The following is a 15,869-nucleotide window of genomic DNA, read 5'->3' as shown; positions in this document are numbered from 1 at the left end:
ATGCGAGGAGCAGCCCATTGGCCAAAATGATCCATTCGATGATCCGTGTCCTTGAAGAGGTCCGATCCGTTTCCTTCTACGTGCAGGCATTCGGTCTGGAAGTCGCAGAACGTCTCGATTTCGAGACCTTCACCCTGATCTATCTCAGCAATCCTGAGAGCGAGTTCGAGCTCGAGCTCACGGTCAACAAGGGCCGCGAGGAGGCTTATGACCTTGGGACCGGTTACGGCCATCTTGCGGTCAGCGTCTCGGATCTCGATGCCGAACACAAGCGGCTGACGGATCTTGGCCTGAACCCGGGCAAGATCGTCGAGTTCAACCGGGATGGAGCGCTGCTTGCCCGCTTCTTCTTCATCACCGACCCCGATGGCTACAAGATCGAGGTCCTGCAGCGGCACGGTCGGTACAAATGATCGGATGGCCGGGGAAGAGGAGCCCTGGCCTTCTTTGCTTCGCAGCCGGTGGGCGCGGTATCGCGCCTGCCACCGCAGACGGCAGACTGGCCGTTGCGCATCATCTCATGGGAGGAGAATGACGTGGTTACGATACTTGACAAGACCGGCGGCATGTCACGCCGCCAGCTTCTGAAGACCGGTGCGGCAAGCGCCGTGCTGATGGTAACCGGCACGGCTGTCATCTGTCCCGACCAGGCCTGGGGCCTGGAGGCGACAGCCCTGAAGCCGGACACGCTCGCGACGCTGATCAAGATGGCGCGCGACATCTATCCGCATGACCAGCTTGCTGATCGTTTCTATGCGGCCGCCGTCAAGGGCCAGGATACGATGGCGGCCAAGGATGAGAAGCACAAGGCGCTGATCGAAGAGGGCATTGCCGACCTCGACAGCAGAGCGGGTGCCGGCGGTTATCGCGGGCTTGGCTGGGAAGACGATCGGGTCGCCATCCTGCGCGACATCGAGACGACGCCCTTCTTCCAGGCGGTGCGCGGCGACCTCGTGGTCAGCCTCTATAACCAGAAGGAGATCTGGCCGATCTTCGGCTACGAGGGCGAGTCCTATTCCAAGGGCGGCTATATCGAGCGCGGGTTCGACGACATCACCTGGCTCTGAGCGACCTTAAAGACACGCATTCATCGTCGCCGGAAGGAGGCCCATCGCAGATGGGAACGGCGGCGCTTACCCAATTGACGGATTTCCCGGGAGGAAAACATGGCAGCGCCCTATGATCTCAACGACGACAGCGTGGTCGTCATCATCGGTTCCGGTGCAGGCGGCGGCACGCTCGCCAACGAGCTTGCCCAAAAGGGTATCGACGTGGTCGTGCTCGAAGCCGGTGCCCGTATCGAGCACGAGGACTTCATCAACGACGAATGGGACAGTTTCGCCCAGCTCGCCTGGCTCGACCACCGCACCACCGGTGGCGGCTGGCGGGTGGCAAAAGACTTCCCCAATCTGCCGGCCTGGATCGTCAAGGCGGTCGGTGGCACCACCACCCATTGGGCGGGCGCGTCGCTCCGCTTCCAGGAGCACGAGTTCAAGACTCTGACCCACTATGGCAAGGTCGAGGGCGCCAATCTTCTCGACTGGCCGATCACGCTGGCCGATCTCGAGCCCTATTATGCCAAGGCCGAAGACAAGATGGGCGTGACCCGCACCAACGGCATCGAGGGGTTGCCCGGCAACAACAACTTCAAGATCCTGAAGGCTGGTGCCGACAAGCTCGGTTACAAGGACTGTCACACCGGCAATATGGCGATCAATTCGGCCGATCGCGACGACCGGATGAGCTGTCAGCAGACGGGATTCTGCTTCCAGGGTTGCAAATGGGGAGCCAAGTGGTCGACGCTCTATACGGAAATCCCCAAGGGCGAGGCGACGGGCAAGCTCGAAGTCCGGCCGAACTCGCATGTCGTCAAGATCGAGCATGACGATACGGGCAAGGTGACCGCCGTCGTCTATGCCGACAAGGATGGCAATCTGCAGAGCCAGAAGGCCCGTATCATCTGCGTTGCCGGCAATTCGATCGAAAGCCCGCGCCTGCTGCTCAACTCCGCTTCATCGAAGTTTCCCGATGGTCTGGCCAATTCGTCCGGCCAGGTCGGCAAGAACTACATGCGCCACACCACCGGTTCGGTCTATGCCGTCTTCGAAAAGCCGGTGCATTTCTACCGCGGCACGACCATGGCCGGGATCATCCGTGACGAGGCAAGGCACGATCCGTCGCGCGGCTTCGTCGGCGGCTATGAGCTCGAGACGCTGGCGCTCGGCGTGCCCTTCATGGCGGCCTTCCTGGATCCGGGTGGCTGGGGCCGGTCGTTTGCCTCGGCCATGGACCAGTATGCCAATATGGCTGGCCTCTGGATCGTCGGCGAGGACATGCCGCAGGAGCAGAATGCGGTGAAACTGCATGGTGAGCTCAAGGACAAATATGGCATGCCGATCCCGGATGTGTGGTTTACGGACCATCCGAACGACGAGGCCATGCGCAACCATGCCTACAAGCAGGGCGTGGCCCTCTATGAGGCAGTGGGGGCAACCCGTGCCTTCCCGACGCCGCCCTATCCGTCGACCCACAATCTCGGCACCAACCGCATGAGCGAAAAGGCGCAGGACGGGGTCGTCAACAAGTGGGGCCAGACACACGACATCAGCAACCTCTTCGTCTCCGATGGTAGCCAGTTCACCACCGGAGCGGCCGAAAATCCGACCCTGACGATCGTCTCTCTTGCGATCCGCCAGGCGGATTACATCGCCGAGCAGATGGGCCAAGGCACCATCTGAGCGGCGGGACTACCTCCCTCTTGCGGGCAGCGATCGCTATGCGGTCCTGCCCGCTTTTTCGTGGGAAGATGCGCCTTAGTGGCTGCGGGCTGCGACCAGCGCTCGCGCCTTTTCGCGCGCTCTGTCCCGGGTTCGGGCGACTGCGGTGCGAAAGCGCGCCGTGCGGCTGTTGTCATTGTCGGCGACTGTCATCGCGTTGCCGCGCCATTCGAAACCGCTGCCAAACCAGGCCGCGACGAACAGCCCCGGCAGCAACAGGTCACGGGCGAGCATGGCCGGAACGATCCGCCAGCCGCTCGGCCAGCCATAGCTTCTGGCGAGCAGAACTTCTGCGCCATACCAGGTGGCAAGATAGGCGATCGGGGCGATGAGCGGCAATGTGCCTGTCGCCGCGAGCGCAATCATGGCCGCCATCGGCAAGGCGGCACCGGTCAGGATCTCCGGCAGGAAGTAAAGCGGGAAAGACGCGCGGCGCAAGCGCGCCCAGCGCAACTGGCGCTTCCAGACAGCCTTGATATCGCGGGGACCGAGCGGCTGCGGGAAGGGTTCGTGAACGATACGGACCTTGAGGTCCGCATTGCGGATCAGCAGTGTTGCGGCGGCGTCCTCGGCGACTTCGTCGCCCAGTCGCTCGAAGCCGCCGAGCTGTGTCATCACATGACGATTGAACAGCATCGATTTGCCCTGGGCAAAGCCGAAGCCGCCGGCGTCGGCGAAGAGCTGCCAGCGAGCCTGGAAACTGTCGAGCCAGGCGCTTTCGAGAAGGGCGCCAGCATTCTCCGGCTCGGTTCCCGCCGGCGGCGAGCAGACGAGGCCGGTCCGCTCGTCCCAGCGGGCGATCATGCGCTCGATGGTGTCTGATGGCATCAGCACGTTGCTGTCGGTCATGACGATCCAGTCATGGCGGGCGGAACGCCAGCCTTTGACGACATTGTTGAGCTTGGGATTGGCGCTGAAGGGATCTTCGCCGACGAGGAGTGTCGAAGGAATGTCGGGATGTTCTGCCATCAGGCGACGGGCAAGGGATGCTGCCGGATCGTCGGCTCTCGCGACACAAAAGAGGATTTCATAGGTCGGCCAATCGAGCCGGAAGGACGAGGTGAGGCAGCGCTCGAGATTGTTTTCCAGCCCGCAGATCGGGCGGATCAGGGTGACCGGCGGGCACGGCGTCGGCGCAGCCTCTCGGCTTCGGTGGCGCAGCTTGACGGAGAGGACGACGGCGATGCTTGCAAGCTGGGCGAGAAGCGCGATCGCGGCAAACCAGATCAGAAAAGTCATGGCGAGTCTCCGGATTTTGGTATCCGGATAGCACCGCTATGTGACAGTTCGGCGAAGCCTCGCTGGGTGCGCTATGCGGCTTCAGTCCTTGCTGCGCAGAGCGCGAAGCAGTTTGAAACCCAGGAAGGCGGCGACGGCACCGGCCGCGAGGAAGCCGCTGATGCTGCCGCTGATTTCGGCAATCTCCGTGACGCTTTCGCTGAAGGCCGCTCCCAGACCGGTATAGAGACCGACCCAGACGATCTCTCCAAGGAGGCCTGCCAGCGTGAAGCGCGCCCAGGAAAAGCCGGAGGCTCCGGCCAGCAGGTTCAGATAAGGGCCGAGCGGGGAGAGCAGCCAGCGGGTGAGAAAGACGGCGACAGTGCCGCGTGCATCCATCTCGTGCTGCGCCCGCTCTATCGCCTTGCGGCGTGCCGGCTCGCGGCTGACGATCGGGACAAGGCGCTGTCCGGCGAGGCGGCCAAGCATATAGCCGATCTGGTCTCCCGCGACCGCCGAGGCGAGTGCCACGGCAATGACATAGGCCAGCGTGAAGTCACCGGCGGCGGCCAATGCGCCCATCAGCATCATGACGATCGAGGCGGGCAGGGGGGCACCAAGGCAACTGATGCCGACGACCAGCGCAAGCAGCAACAGCCCATAGGACGGCAGCGACGCCAGTAGCGTCTCGGTCAGGGTCATCTCGGAGGCCCCTGCCGGCGCAGTTCGGCAAGGGAGGCCTCTATCTCGGCCTTGAACTCTTCGAAGTCCTGGCCGCGCTCCTTGGCGAGGCGCTCCAGCGACGGGCGAGGGCCATCTTTTGGCGGGGGCGGCAGATCGAGGTCGCGCGCGAGTTTATCCACGGGGACATGCCAGGAATGGGCGACATAGCCGATCGTCATCCAGGGCTCGGGCGGCAGGTCCTGACGGGCGGGATCGCTCCAGTAGGCCACAAAGAAGATCGTCCGCCCGGCAAAGAAGATTGCGAGCGCCATTGCCAGCAGGAATGCCGAGGTCAGTATGCGCTGGCGGCGCCAGAGTTTCAGGAGTGACTTCACGGTTCTCTTGTGTGCGCGGCTCGGGTTGAGGTTGACAGGTCCGGTTGCCGGCTCTCTATCGTCTCCAAGCATGTAAGCGAGAACGAGGAGCGGCGGCAATGGCGGAGGCGGGTGTCAGGCTCGGAGACAGCTGGAAAGCGGTGCTGGGAGACGAGTTCGCGCAGCCCTACATGCGCCATCTCAAGGATTTCCTGCAGGCTGAAAAGGCGGCCGGCAAGCAGATCTTCCCCAAGGGGGCGGAGTATTTCCGGGCGCTCGATCTGACGCCCTTGGATGAGGTCCGGGTGGTGATCCTCGGTCAGGACCCCTATCACGGGGCAGGACAGGCGCATGGGCTCTGCTTCAGCGTCAGACCCGGCGTGCGCATCCCTCCTTCGCTTGTCAACATCTACAAGGAACTGCAGAGCGATCTCGGCATTCCGCCGGCGCGCCACGGCTTCCTGGAAAACTGGGCGCAACAGGGCGTGCTGCTCCTCAACAGTGTGTTGACGGTCGAGGAGGCGCGCGCCGCTTCCCATCAGGGGCAAGGCTGGGAGCGGTTTACCGATGCGGTGATCCGCGCCGTCAACGAGGACTGCGAGCATGTGGTCTTCATGCTGTGGGGCTCCTATGCGCAGAAGAAGGCCGCCTTTGTCGACGGGTCCCGCCATCTGGTCTTGAAGGCGCCGCATCCGTCGCCGCTGTCGGCGCATAATGGTTTCTTCGGTTGCCGGCATTTTTCGCAGGCCAATGAGTATCTTCTCTCCAAGGGCAGAAACGCGATTGATTGGCAGCTGCCGAGCGAAGCATGAGAATGTTCTGAATTTCAATTATCCATCGCGGCTTAAGTAGTAATTCGTCATTCTACCCATCGGCCAAAATACAGCCTGACGTTTATTGTGTGGTTTGTTCGGGCGGGGCAGATTGCCCGACGATTTTTCCAATCGTGTTCAGGTCTCACCTTTATGCAGTCCGCAATTCCGGTTTCGTCCGTTTGGCGACGGCCCGTTTCGCCGCTTCACTGTCGCTGTGAAGAAGGCGATCTCGACCTTGTTGTCATCGGTGCCGGGTATCAGGGTCTCTCGACAGCGCTGCATGCGGCGCGTGCCGGGCTTTCGGTCCAGGTCATCGAAGCCGGCGGGATCGGTGATGGTGCATCCGGGGTGAATGGCGGCCAGGTGATCCCGGGATTGAAGCAGGATCCGGATACGCTGCTTGCGCTTTTCGGTGAAGAGATCGGTCGAAGGCTGGTCGAGTTCTCGGCGGGGACGGCAGATCTTGTCTTCGATCTCATCGCCCGGGAAGGGCTTGATGTCGAGCATCTGCGCTCCGGCTGGATACAGGCGGCGCATACCGAGACCGCCATGCAGGCGGCCGCCCAGCGCAACCGGCAATGGCGGGCTCAAGGGGCGGATGTCGCGCTTCTCAATCCGGCAGAGATTGCGCTGCTGACCGGTGCCGAAGGTTATCGCGGCGGTTTCCTCGACCGGCGCGCCGGTGTCGTCAATCCGCTGGCGCTCGTGCATGAACTCGCGCGCATCGCAACCGAAGCCGGCGCAGCGCTGGTGCTAAATGATGCCGCCACGTCGCTGCAGAGGGAGGAGACCTTCTGGCAAATCACAACGCAATCCGGCCGCTCGTTCCGGGCGCGGAAAGTCCTTGTTGCCACCAACGCCTATTCCGAGGGGCTGGTGCCGAACCTTGCCCAGAGCCTCGTCTGGCTGCATTCCTTCCAGATCGCCACGGAGCCGCTGCCGCCCGATTTCGATTTCATCCTGCCGAGCGGACAGGCCGTCTCAGACAGCCGGCGGATCGTCCTTTACTATCGCCGCAGTGCCGACGGACGTCTTGTGTTCGGTGGACGGGGTCCGATGCGCGTGCCGCAATCGACAGACGACTGGCTGCATCTGGAGAGGGCCATGCGTCGGCTCTTTCCGATGCTTGGCTCCATGCGGATCGAACAGCGCTGGTTCGGTCGTGTTGCGATGACGCCCGACTATATGCCGCACTTGCATGAACCTCAGCCGGGACTTCTGATGGCGGCCGGCTGTCAGGGGCGCGGCATCGGGCTGATGGTGGCGCTCGGTGGAGTTCTCGCGCGGTATCTGGCCGAGGGGAGCCGCGAGGCCCTGCCACTGCCGATTTCGCCCCTGGTCCCCATTCCGCTGCATCGTTTCCGACGTCTCGGGGTCGCTGCTCATCTTGCCTGGTATCGACTGCTCGATGGACTGGAACGCTGATCCCCGCATTCAGGTTGGGGAAAGCCTGATCACGCCGTCTTGCATGCTTGCCGTGATCCGGCATGTGACCAATAGTGCCGAACACCTTACTTTCACTCCGCTGGAGCCCGCATGTCCAACCATCTGAAGTTCTTCATAGACGGTGCGTGGGTCGATCCGCTGGAGCCTGCGGTTCTGGATGTCATCGATCCGTCCACCGAGGAGCCCTTCACGACGATCTCGATCGGTGGACGCGGCGATGTCGACCGCGCCGTGGCGGCCGCCCGAAAAGCCTTTGCCACTTTCTCGCTGACCGACCGGTCAGAGCGGCTGGCGCTGCTCGAGCGCATCCTTGCCGTCTACAACGAGCGCTTCGAAGACATCGCTCAGGCGGTCAGCCGGGAAATGGGGGCGCCGCTCAGCTTTGCGCGGGACTCTCAAACCGGAGCAGGGCGGGCGCATCTCGAGGCAACGATTGCCGCCTTCAAGAGCTTCGAATTCATCGAGCAGCGCGGCCCAACCCGCATCGTCAAGGAGCCGATCGGCGTCTGTGCGCTGATCACGCCCTGGAACTGGCCGCTCAACCAGATCGTCTGCAAAGTCGCGCCGGCAATTGCCGCCGGCTGCACCGTCGTGCTCAAGCCCTCGGAGATCGCCCCGATCTCGGGGCTGATCTTCGCCGAGGTGATGCAGGCGGCGGGAACGCCTGATGGGGTGTTCAACCTCGTCAATGGCCGCGGGCCCGAAGTTGGTCAGGTGATGGCAGGCCATCCTGATGTCGACATGGTGTCGTTCACCGGCTCGACGCGGGCAGGCATCATCGTCGCCAAGACGGCGGCCGATACGGTCAAGCGTGTGGCGCAGGAACTGGGCGGCAAGTCAGCCAATATCATTCTTCCTGACTCCGATTTCGGAACTGCCGTGCGCAAGGGCGTGGAGGGCTGTTTCGGCAATTCGGGCCAGTCTTGCGATGCACCGACGCGGATGCTGGTGCCAGCTGATCGCCACGACGAGGCGCTGCATATCGCGCGCGAGGCTGCGGACGCTCACAAGGTCGGGGACCCGCGGGCTGAAGATACCGTCCTCGGTCCTGTCGTCAGCGACGTTCAATACAACAAGATCCAGCGGCTGATCGAAGTGGGGATCGAAGAGGGCGCGCTGCTGGTTACCGGCGGACCCGGGCGGCCAGAGGGCCTGAACCGCGGCTATTACATCCGTCCGACTGTTTTCGGCCATGTGACACCGGATATGACGATTGCCCGTGAAGAGATCTTTGGTCCCGTGCTGTCAATCATGCCCTACGAGACGGAAGAGGAGGCGATCGCGATTGCCAACGACACCGTCTATGGCCTCGCCGCCTATGTCCAGTCGCAGGATATCGACCATGCGCGGCGGGTTGCTGCCCGTATGCGCGCCGGCTCCGTTTATCTCAACTACCCTGATTGGGACACGTCCGCGCCGTTCGGTGGCTACAAACAATCCGGCAATGGCCGCGAATATGCCGACTGGGGTATCCACGACTTTCTCGAGATCAAGGGCATCGTCGGTTGGGGCGCCTGAGCGGCTTTCCACACCGACATGACGCTGCCTTTCCTGCCGCAAACACGTCTTGTTGCTCTTCAGCTTCGGTCTCGGCGTGCCCGTCGAAAGAATGCCGTTTTACTGCCACCTACAGTAATCCCTGCCTCAAATATTACGCTTCTGCCTAAATTCTGCCAATTTTTCCAAAGGCTTGTAGTAGAAGGCTTGGGAGAAGTTCGCGGAACAATTTCCTGTGAAGTCCGTTCTTTCCGTCAATGGCAGTCAACGGAAAGGATCAAGCCATGAATACGAAGATTATCGCTCTTGGAGCTGTAGTACTTGGTGCTGTCGCTTCTCCAGTCCTGGCACAGGAAGGCACTGTCACCGGTGCTGCCGGTGGTGCTGTGACCGGTGCCATTGTCGGCGGTCCCGTTGGTGCAGCCGTGGGCGGCGTCGTCGGCGCCATTGCCGGTACCGCAGTCGCCCCGCCGCCGGAACGGGTCGTCACCTATGTCCAGCAGCAGCCGGTCCCGGCCCAGCCGGTCGTGATTGAGCGGCAGGTGGTCGTTGGTGAACCTCTTCCGCAGGAAGTCGTCCTGACCACGATCCCCGAGGATCCAACCTATGCCTATGCCGTGGTCAACAACCAGCGCGTCATCGTCGACCCGCAGACCTACGTCGTCGTCGGCGTCGTTCAGTAAGCGACGGACATCCTTCATTGAAAACAAGCTCTCGATCGGCCGCGCAGCGGTCGGTCGCCGAAACCAGGAGGAAATACCATGGACCAACGTCCTGATCCCCGACTCGACCAGCGTCCGCATGTCACCCAGCAGACCACTGCGGGTAGCGGCGCGACCTGGGGCATCGCAGTCCTGCTGATCGTGGTGATCGCAGCCGGCGCATACTTCGTCTTCGGTGGTACGAATACTGCCGAAACGCCTGCTACGCCCGCTACGGAAAGCAGCACGCCCGCAGCCCCGCCGGCCGATGCTCCGGCTCCGCCGCCGGCTGACACGACAACGCCGCCCGCCGGTTCTGCAACGCCCCCCGCTGCTGATCCGGTCACCCCGCCGGCTGCAACCGATCCGGCTCCGGCCGCACCGGCTCCGACTGGTGGTGCCACCGATACGCCGCCGGCAACCACGACACCTTAATCGGTGTACCAATGCACAGCGAGGCCGGCCCCTGTGGGGGCTGGCCTTTTTCGTGCCGATACGCTTTTCTCTTGAGGCGTGCGGCGCAGCGACGGGACAGGAGGTGTCCAATGGGTGATGAGGGGCTGATGAGCACTGAGCCGGGCCGTGCGCCACGTCTCGTCATCGATCCCGCCGACTATGCCGCTGTCTATGCGATCGGTGACGTTCACGGCTGTCTCGACGCGCTTCTGGAACTGGAAGACATGATCCGCGAGGACGCCCTGTCGATCGATGGGCGCAAGTTGATCGTGATGCTCGGCGACTATGTCGACCGAGGACCGAAATCCGCTGCCGTCCTCTATCATCTCACGGCATCGTCGCCCTCAGGCTTCGAGCGGGTTTGCCTGCGCGGCAATCACGACGATGCCTTCCTCGCCTTTCTCGACGGTGATCCGGCCGGTGACTGGGTCCTCGACCACGGTGCGGAGACGACCTTCGCGTCCTATGGTATCGAGGTGGAAGAATTTAACCTGCCTGCGGGCCGTTTTGCCTTGAGAGAGGCCATCAGGAATGCAGTTCCGAGCAGCCATGTGGCATTTATCAGATCGCTGCCGGTGCTGCTCACAATGGGTACGGATGTCTTCGCCCATGCCGGTCTGAAGCCGGGGCGACCGCTTTCCGAGCAGACCGATGACGATCTCATGTGGATCAGGCGATCCTTCCTCGATCTCGGTCCTGGGCTGCCTGTTCGGGTCTTTCACGGGCATACGCCGATGCGGGAAGCCCATGTTGGGCCGGATCGGGTCAGTCTCGACACGCATTGCTATCGCACCGGACGGTTGACGGCCGCGCGTGTTGTTGCTGGAGACGTGTCCATCCTCTCGGTCGGGTGACCTCATTGGAGCGTTTCAGCGCGGAGCTTTGTTAGGCGCGGGCTTGCCCCATTCGGCAATCGCGATGCCACCGAGAACGAGCACCAGCGCTACCACATGAAAGACTTCCAGCTTTTCGCCGAGGATGGTGACCGATAGCAGCGTACCGAAGACCGGCACCAGATTGATAAAGAGACCGGCACGGTTTGCGCCAATGCCTTCGACACCCTTGATATAGAGGATCTGAGAGATCAGCGAGGGGAACAGGCCCGCATAAAGGATGATGAGCCAGCCGCGCGTGTCGGGCAGGATCAACTCGCCTTGGCCCGCTTCCCACCAGAGAAGCGGCAGACAGGTGATTGCGGCGGCGAGTGCCGGCACGGCCATCAGGCTCTTCCAGTGGACGGGCGGCTTCCAGCGCAATGACACGGTGTAAATCGCGTAGGCGATGCCGGCAAACAGCATCAGAAGATCGCCATAGTTCAGCGTCAGGGTCAGCAAGGTCTGGAGATCGCCATGAGAGGCGGTGACCGCCGCGCCGATGAAGCTGATCATGAAGCCGAGGATCTGGACCGCCGAGACGGCGATACGAAACAGCAGAAAGTTGATGACGAAGATCAGAACCGGGATCGCGCCCTGTTCGATCGCACCGTTCACCGCACTCGTGTATTTCAGCGCTGTGTAGAGGAAGCCATTGAAGGCAGCATAGCCGACGGCGCCGTAGAAAATCAGCAGCTTCCAGTTGGCCTTCAGCACCGCCCAGTCCTTGCGGATCTGCGGGACTGCGATGGAGGCGATCACCAGGGTCGCGAGTGCCCAGCGGCCGAAGCTCAGCACCATCGGGCTCACATGGCCAAGCGCCAGCTTGCCGGCAATCGTGTTGCCGCCCCAGAGCAAGGTCGTGATGACGAGAAAACTATAGGCGCGGATGGGCAAGACGTCATTCCCTGCATGCGGACGCCGCGTGACGAACCCGTGTGCCCCCGGTCTGTCACGGCGCGAATTGCCTCCGAAATAGGCCAGAGGGGATTGTTTGTCACGTAAAAAGCCAAATCGCCGGTCAAGACGGGTCGATTTCCCAAAAACAACACAGTATACATGCGCGGGTTTGGGTAGGCGCAGGCACTGCGCAATATACAGGATTATGTGATGACGAATGTCGTGGTGATTGGTTCGCAATGGGGTGACGAGGGCAAGGGCAAGATTGTCGACTGGCTCTCCGAACGTGCGGACATCGTGGTCCGCTTCCAGGGCGGACACAATGCCGGCCACACGCTCGTCATCGACGGCGTTTCCTACAAGCTATCCCTGCTTCCGTCAGGCGTCGTGCGTCCCGGCAAGAAGGCCGTGATTGGTAACGGCGTCGTCGTCGATCCGCATGCGCTGATCGCTGAAATCGGCCGGCTGAAGGATCAGGGCGTCGAAGTGACGCCGGACAATCTGCGCATTGCCGAAAACGCCACGCTGATTCTCTCGCTGCACCGCGAACTCGACGGCATGCGCGAAGATGCGGCCTCCAACAGCGGTACCAAGATCGGCACGACCCGTCGCGGCATCGGCCCGGCCTATGAAGACAAGGTCGGCCGTCGCGCGATCCGCGTCATGGATCTCGCCGACCTCGACGCGCTGGACGGCAAGGTCGAACGGATCCTGACCCATCACAACGCGCTGCGTCGCGGTTTCGGCGTTGCCGAAATCGAGCACAAGACGATCATGGACGAGCTTACCTCGATCGCCGATCGCGTTCTGCCCTTCATGGATTCGGTCTGGGTGCTCCTGGACAAGGAGCGCCGCAAGGGCTCGCGCATCCTGTTCGAAGGTGCGCAAGGCTCCCTGCTCGATATCGATCACGGCACCTATCCTTTCGTCACCTCGTCGAACACGGTTGCCGGCCAGGCCGCTGCCGGTTCCGGCATGGGCCCGGGCTCGCTCGGCTATATCCTCGGGATCACGAAGGCCTACACGACCCGCGTCGGGGAAGGTCCGTTCCCGACCGAGCTGCACGACGAGATCGGCCAGTTTCTCGGCGAGAAGGGCCATGAATTCGGCACGGTCACGGGCCGCAAGCGCCGTTGCGGCTGGTTCGACGCAGCGCTCGTGCGCCAGTCGGTCGCCACCAATGGAATCACCGGTATTGCATTGACCAAACTCGATGTTCTCGATGGTCTTGAAGAGCTGAAGATCTGCGTCGGCTACAAGCTTGACGGCCAGGAAATCGACTATCTGCCGGCAGCTCAAGCGGCTCAGGCGCGTGTCGAGCCGATCTACATCACGCTTGAAGGCTGGAAGGAATCGACCGTCGGAGCCCGCAAATGGGCGGATTTGCCGGCTCAAGCGATCAAATATGTCCGTCAGGTCGAAGAACTGATCGGTGCGCCGGTCGCCCTTCTGTCGACAAGTCCGGAACGCGACGACACCATACTTGTGACGGACCCTTTCGAGGACTAATCTAGGATTTTAATGAAATTTTGCCGGCGCGGCGGCCCGGCTCTCAAGAGAAAGTGCTGATGGCTGACTTTATCGCTGTGATTCGACGGGCCGTGGATGGCCTGTCGAACAATACTCCGGAGATGCGCGCGCGAGTCTACGAAAAGGCTCGCGCCGCTGTCGTTCGGCAGCTCGAGAACATGTCACCGCGCCCGCCCGAGCATATGCTGCAGCGTCAGCTCGACAAGCTCGATGCGGCTATCCGTGAAGTCGAAGCGGAACATGCGGATGCCTTGCCGCCGCTCGACGAGGCGCCTGAACCTTCCGTGCCTGCAGCTGCGGCTACCGGTGTGGCAACGGCAGCGGCTGTCTCTGCGCCCGCCTGGGCCGAGCCGCAGCCGGAATACGTGCCTTCTTCGAACGAGGAAGTCGCGGCGCAGGAACCGGCGGTAGACGCTGCTCCGGCCGCACAGCCGGTCGAGCCTCAACCGGCGGTGAGCGGTGATGACTGGGCGGACGCGCATATGGCCGAGCCTGCGGCCCCTGCGCCGGTTGAAGAGCCAGCCTATGTCGCCGAAGAACCAGCCTACGTCGCCGAAGAAACCATCACGCCCGTAGAAGAGGCTCTTCCGGAACAGGCCGTCGAACCGATGCGGCCGGCGGAAACCGCCTGGCAGGATCAACCCTTTGCGGTTCAGGAGCCGGAGAACGACTATTCGCGGCTCTACGAGAGCCGTGAAGACGATGCTCCTGCTGTCGAGCCGGAGCCGCAATACGAACCGGCGCCGGAGGCGAGGCACGAGGTCGAAACCGTCGCAGCCGCTGCGACCTACGGCGACGTTCCGACCGCCGAAGAGACCTGGCCTCGGGGCGATGAGCCGGAGACGGCTGCACCCGCCTGGGATGCCGGGCCTGCCGTGGAGGCCGAGCCGGTGGCCGAAGAAATTCGGCCGGTGGATGCGTCCGTCGAGGCCGAACCTTATCACCAGCCAGAGGCACCGGAAGTGGGCGTCCGGGTGGATTCGGTCGAGGATTGGCTGCAGAGCCGCGCGCTCGATCCGGCACCGACTGTACCCTCGGCAAGCTGGGACCTGCCGGCTGCGACCGAAACGGCTGCCAATCGCGTGCCCGAACTGCCGGAAATCGACACCGCCCCGCCGGCCGTCTCCTACACGCCGACCGACGAGTTCCCTGCCTATGAGGAACCCGTACATGTCGAGGCCAGCAACAACTATGTCGCGCCGGAGGGTTTGAGCCTTCCTGATGCCGACCCTGTCGTGCTCGACAAGATCGCCTCCACCTCCGCTGCACCGGCAATCGACGCCGATGACTTCAGCCAGTGGTTCCAGGAGCATGTCGATCAGGGCGAGACCCAGAAAGGCAATGGCGATCAGGCGTCTGCTTCTGCCGCCCCTGCTGCCAGCGAATGGGATGAGCATATCGACAGCTTTGCACCCAGCGCCAAGGGTGCACAGGTCGAGGTTGCCGGCCAGGCCGATGGCATGGAAGCGCTGGTCGGTGGTTATGGCCAGCAGCCTGCCTACCGCCTCGAGCCGAAGAAGCGTCGCAATCCTGCGCCGATCATCGTCGCCGCACTTGTTTTGGTGGTGCTCGGAGCGGGCGGCTATCTCGCCTGGAGCATGCGGGATCAGATCGGCAGCATGGTCGCCAATCTGACGGGTGAAGTGGCGCCGACACAAGAGACCGCAGACGCGCCCGAGACGACACCTGCCGAACAGCCGCAGCCCCCGGCCGACACTGCAGCTGCACCGCAAGAGGCGGCTCCTACTGTTGACGACGGCAGCCAGAAATTCACGCAGCGACTGCGTCCGGACGGGACGGAAATCGATGCAGGTGCCGGATCGGCGCCGATCGAGGGAGCGCCCGCTGAAGGTCGCTCCGTCTCGGCCCAGACCGTTGCATCCACTGTCGAGCCGACCGATGCGCCGGCTGCTGCCAATGGCGCGGCTGCCACGCAGACACCGGGAGCCGCCGCCAATACGTCAGCCGTTGCCGGCGGGGAAAAGCTCTTCCTCTACGAAGAGCGCATCGGCCAGGCAACGCCGGTCGCAGTCCCTGGTTCGATCACATGGTCGGCTGTGCGTGAAAACGGTGCGGACGGCCGACCCGATCCGCAGATCCAGGGCCGTATCAACGTGCCGGAGCGCGGCATCTCGGCGCTCCTGACCTTCAAGCGCAACACCGACAATTCGCTGCCGGCGAGCCACATCATCGAAGTGGTGTTCTCCGTACCTGCGGATTTCGAGGGTGGTGCGGTCGAGAACCTGCAGCGGATTGCCATGAAGCGTACCGAGCAGGACCGAGGCGACCCACTGGTGGCCGTGACGGCCAAGGTTACCGACGACACCTATCTCGTGGCGCTCAACGACTTCGAGGACGTGGTAAGGCGTAACATGGATCTTTTATCCACGCGCGGCTGGATCGATATTCCCGTCACCTACCGCAATGGTCGACGCGCGCTGATCACCCTCGACAAGGGAACGACCGGTGGAAATGTCTTCGATCAGGTCATCCGCGAGTGGGCGGCATTGACGCCCGCCGCGCCAGCGAACTGAGGCTCGTCCCTATCGCTTTCTACGGATCCGCCGGGCATGCCCCGGCGGATTTTTGTTTTCGAGTTGAGGGCAGGGCAGCGAAGTCT

At 62.6% G+C, this 15,869-nt stretch carries 15 protein-coding genes; 11 read left to right on the top strand and 4 right to left on the bottom strand.

Going from position 1 to position 15,869, the window contains the following annotated elements; all coding sequences use genetic code 11:
* Positions 1–17 precede the first annotated feature (17 nt).
* The 3 genes from ACQKP1_RS15145 (at position 18) to ACQKP1_RS15135 (ending at position 2,738) form a co-directional block, all read left to right on the top strand.
* Positions 18–413 (top strand): VOC family protein, encoded by a 396-nt coding sequence (locus tag ACQKP1_RS15145; protein ID WP_427275892.1) that lies wholly within the window; start codon positions 18–20, stop codon positions 411–413.
* A gap of 123 nt (positions 414–536) precedes the next feature.
* Complete coding sequence (locus ACQKP1_RS15140; protein ID WP_006726792.1) at positions 537–1,067, top strand: twin-arginine translocation signal domain-containing protein; 531 nt, start codon at positions 537–539, stop codon at positions 1,065–1,067.
* Between the two features lie 99 nt (positions 1,068–1,166).
* Positions 1,167–2,738, top strand: a complete 1,572-nt coding sequence (locus tag ACQKP1_RS15135) for a GMC family oxidoreductase (protein ID WP_203017297.1) — start codon at positions 1,167–1,169, stop codon at positions 2,736–2,738.
* Positions 2,739–2,813: 75 nt separating this feature from the next.
* Here ACQKP1_RS15135 and ACQKP1_RS15130 read toward each other — a convergent pair whose 3' ends face one another.
* The 3 genes from ACQKP1_RS15130 to ACQKP1_RS15120 form a co-directional block, all read right to left on the bottom strand.
* Entirely contained in the window at positions 2,814–4,016 is a 1,203-nt protein-coding gene (locus tag ACQKP1_RS15130) for a ceramide glucosyltransferase (RefSeq protein WP_427275891.1), read from the bottom strand.
* Positions 4,017–4,097: 81 nt separating this feature from the next.
* Positions 4,098–4,697 (bottom strand): DedA family protein, encoded by a 600-nt coding sequence (locus ACQKP1_RS15125; protein ID WP_427275890.1) that lies wholly within the window; start codon positions 4,695–4,697, stop codon positions 4,098–4,100.
* Entirely contained in the window at positions 4,694–5,053 is a 360-nt protein-coding gene (locus ACQKP1_RS15120) for a hypothetical protein (RefSeq protein WP_427275889.1), read from the bottom strand. Before ACQKP1_RS15120 ends, ACQKP1_RS15125 begins: the two co-directional genes overlap by 4 nt.
* A 98-nt stretch (positions 5,054–5,151) precedes the next feature.
* On the opposite strand from ACQKP1_RS15120, the gene ung reads away from it, so the two are divergent.
* The 6 genes from ung (at position 5,152) to ACQKP1_RS15090 (ending at position 10,801) form a co-directional block, all read left to right on the top strand.
* A complete protein-coding gene (gene ung / locus ACQKP1_RS15115; protein ID WP_427275888.1) occupies positions 5,152–5,844 on the top strand; it encodes a uracil-DNA glycosylase in 693 nt (230 codons plus the stop codon).
* Positions 5,845–5,997: 153 nt separating this feature from the next.
* The gene (locus ACQKP1_RS15110) at positions 5,998–7,272 is read left to right on the top strand and encodes an NAD(P)/FAD-dependent oxidoreductase (RefSeq protein ID WP_427275887.1); all 1,275 of its coding nucleotides are present in this window, start codon (positions 5,998–6,000) and stop codon (positions 7,270–7,272) included.
* A 111-nt stretch (positions 7,273–7,383) separates the two neighbouring features.
* Positions 7,384–8,811: an aldehyde dehydrogenase family protein gene (locus ACQKP1_RS15105; RefSeq protein WP_427275886.1), complete on the top strand. Its 1,428-nt coding sequence runs from the start codon at positions 7,384–7,386 to the stop codon at positions 8,809–8,811.
* Positions 8,812–9,074: 263 nt separating this feature from the next.
* Positions 9,075–9,473 carry a DUF1236 domain-containing protein gene (locus ACQKP1_RS15100; protein ID WP_427275885.1) on the top strand — a complete coding sequence of 133 codons (399 nt, stop codon included), beginning with the start codon at positions 9,075–9,077 and terminating at the stop codon, positions 9,471–9,473.
* A 78-nt stretch (positions 9,474–9,551) separates the two neighbouring features.
* On the top strand, positions 9,552–9,926 hold the full coding sequence (locus ACQKP1_RS15095) for a hypothetical protein (protein ID WP_203017282.1): 375 nt from the start codon (positions 9,552–9,554) through the stop codon (positions 9,924–9,926).
* 128 nt (positions 9,927–10,054) lie between these two features.
* Positions 10,055–10,801 carry a metallophosphoesterase gene (locus ACQKP1_RS15090; RefSeq protein ID WP_427275884.1) on the top strand — a complete coding sequence of 249 codons (747 nt, stop codon included), beginning with the start codon at positions 10,055–10,057 and terminating at the stop codon, positions 10,799–10,801.
* Between the two features lie 15 nt (positions 10,802–10,816).
* On the opposite strand, the gene ACQKP1_RS15085 is transcribed toward ACQKP1_RS15090, so the two are convergent.
* Positions 10,817–11,716, bottom strand: a complete 900-nt coding sequence (locus ACQKP1_RS15085) for a DMT family transporter (protein WP_427275883.1) — start codon at positions 11,714–11,716, stop codon at positions 10,817–10,819.
* Between the two features lie 213 nt (positions 11,717–11,929).
* Between ACQKP1_RS15085 and ACQKP1_RS15080 the strand changes: the two genes are divergently transcribed.
* Positions 11,930–13,228 (top strand): adenylosuccinate synthase, encoded by a 1,299-nt coding sequence (locus ACQKP1_RS15080; protein ID WP_203017278.1) that lies wholly within the window; start codon positions 11,930–11,932, stop codon positions 13,226–13,228.
* 59 nt (positions 13,229–13,287) lie between these two features.
* Positions 13,288–15,783: a hypothetical protein gene (locus ACQKP1_RS15075; RefSeq protein WP_427275882.1), complete on the top strand. Its 2,496-nt coding sequence runs from the start codon at positions 13,288–13,290 to the stop codon at positions 15,781–15,783.
* Positions 15,784–15,869 lie beyond the last annotated feature (86 nt).

It is taken from the genome of Allorhizobium sp. NPDC080224, assembly GCF_050281005.1.
In the GTDB taxonomy this organism is placed as follows: Bacteria; Pseudomonadota; Alphaproteobacteria; order Rhizobiales; family Rhizobiaceae; genus Allorhizobium.
Note: the sequence above shows the minus strand (reverse complement) of the source record. Positions and strands in the feature narration are given on the sequence as shown.

Coding starts and splice junctions, on each gene's coding strand:
- ACQKP1_RS15110 (WP_427275887.1), top strand. CDS start 5,998: ATGCAGTCCGCAATTCCGGTTTCGTCCGTTTGGCGACGGCCCGTTTCG.
- ACQKP1_RS15130 (WP_427275891.1), bottom strand. CDS start 4,016: ATGACTTTTCTGATCTGGTTTGCCGCGATCGCGCTTCTCGCCCAGCTT.
- ACQKP1_RS15075 (WP_427275882.1), top strand. CDS start 13,288: ATGGCTGACTTTATCGCTGTGATTCGACGGGCCGTGGATGGCCTGTCG.
- ACQKP1_RS15095 (WP_203017282.1), top strand. CDS start 9,552: ATGGACCAACGTCCTGATCCCCGACTCGACCAGCGTCCGCATGTCACC.
- ACQKP1_RS15135 (WP_203017297.1), top strand. CDS start 1,167: ATGGCAGCGCCCTATGATCTCAACGACGACAGCGTGGTCGTCATCATC.
- ACQKP1_RS15080 (WP_203017278.1), top strand. CDS start 11,930: ATGACGAATGTCGTGGTGATTGGTTCGCAATGGGGTGACGAGGGCAAG.
- ACQKP1_RS15105 (WP_427275886.1), top strand. CDS start 7,384: ATGTCCAACCATCTGAAGTTCTTCATAGACGGTGCGTGGGTCGATCCG.
- ACQKP1_RS15125 (WP_427275890.1), bottom strand. CDS start 4,697: ATGACCCTGACCGAGACGCTACTGGCGTCGCTGCCGTCCTATGGGCTG.
- ACQKP1_RS15100 (WP_427275885.1), top strand. CDS start 9,075: ATGAATACGAAGATTATCGCTCTTGGAGCTGTAGTACTTGGTGCTGTC.
- ACQKP1_RS15090 (WP_427275884.1), top strand. CDS start 10,055: ATGAGCACTGAGCCGGGCCGTGCGCCACGTCTCGTCATCGATCCCGCC.
- ung (WP_427275888.1), top strand. CDS start 5,152: ATGGCGGAGGCGGGTGTCAGGCTCGGAGACAGCTGGAAAGCGGTGCTG.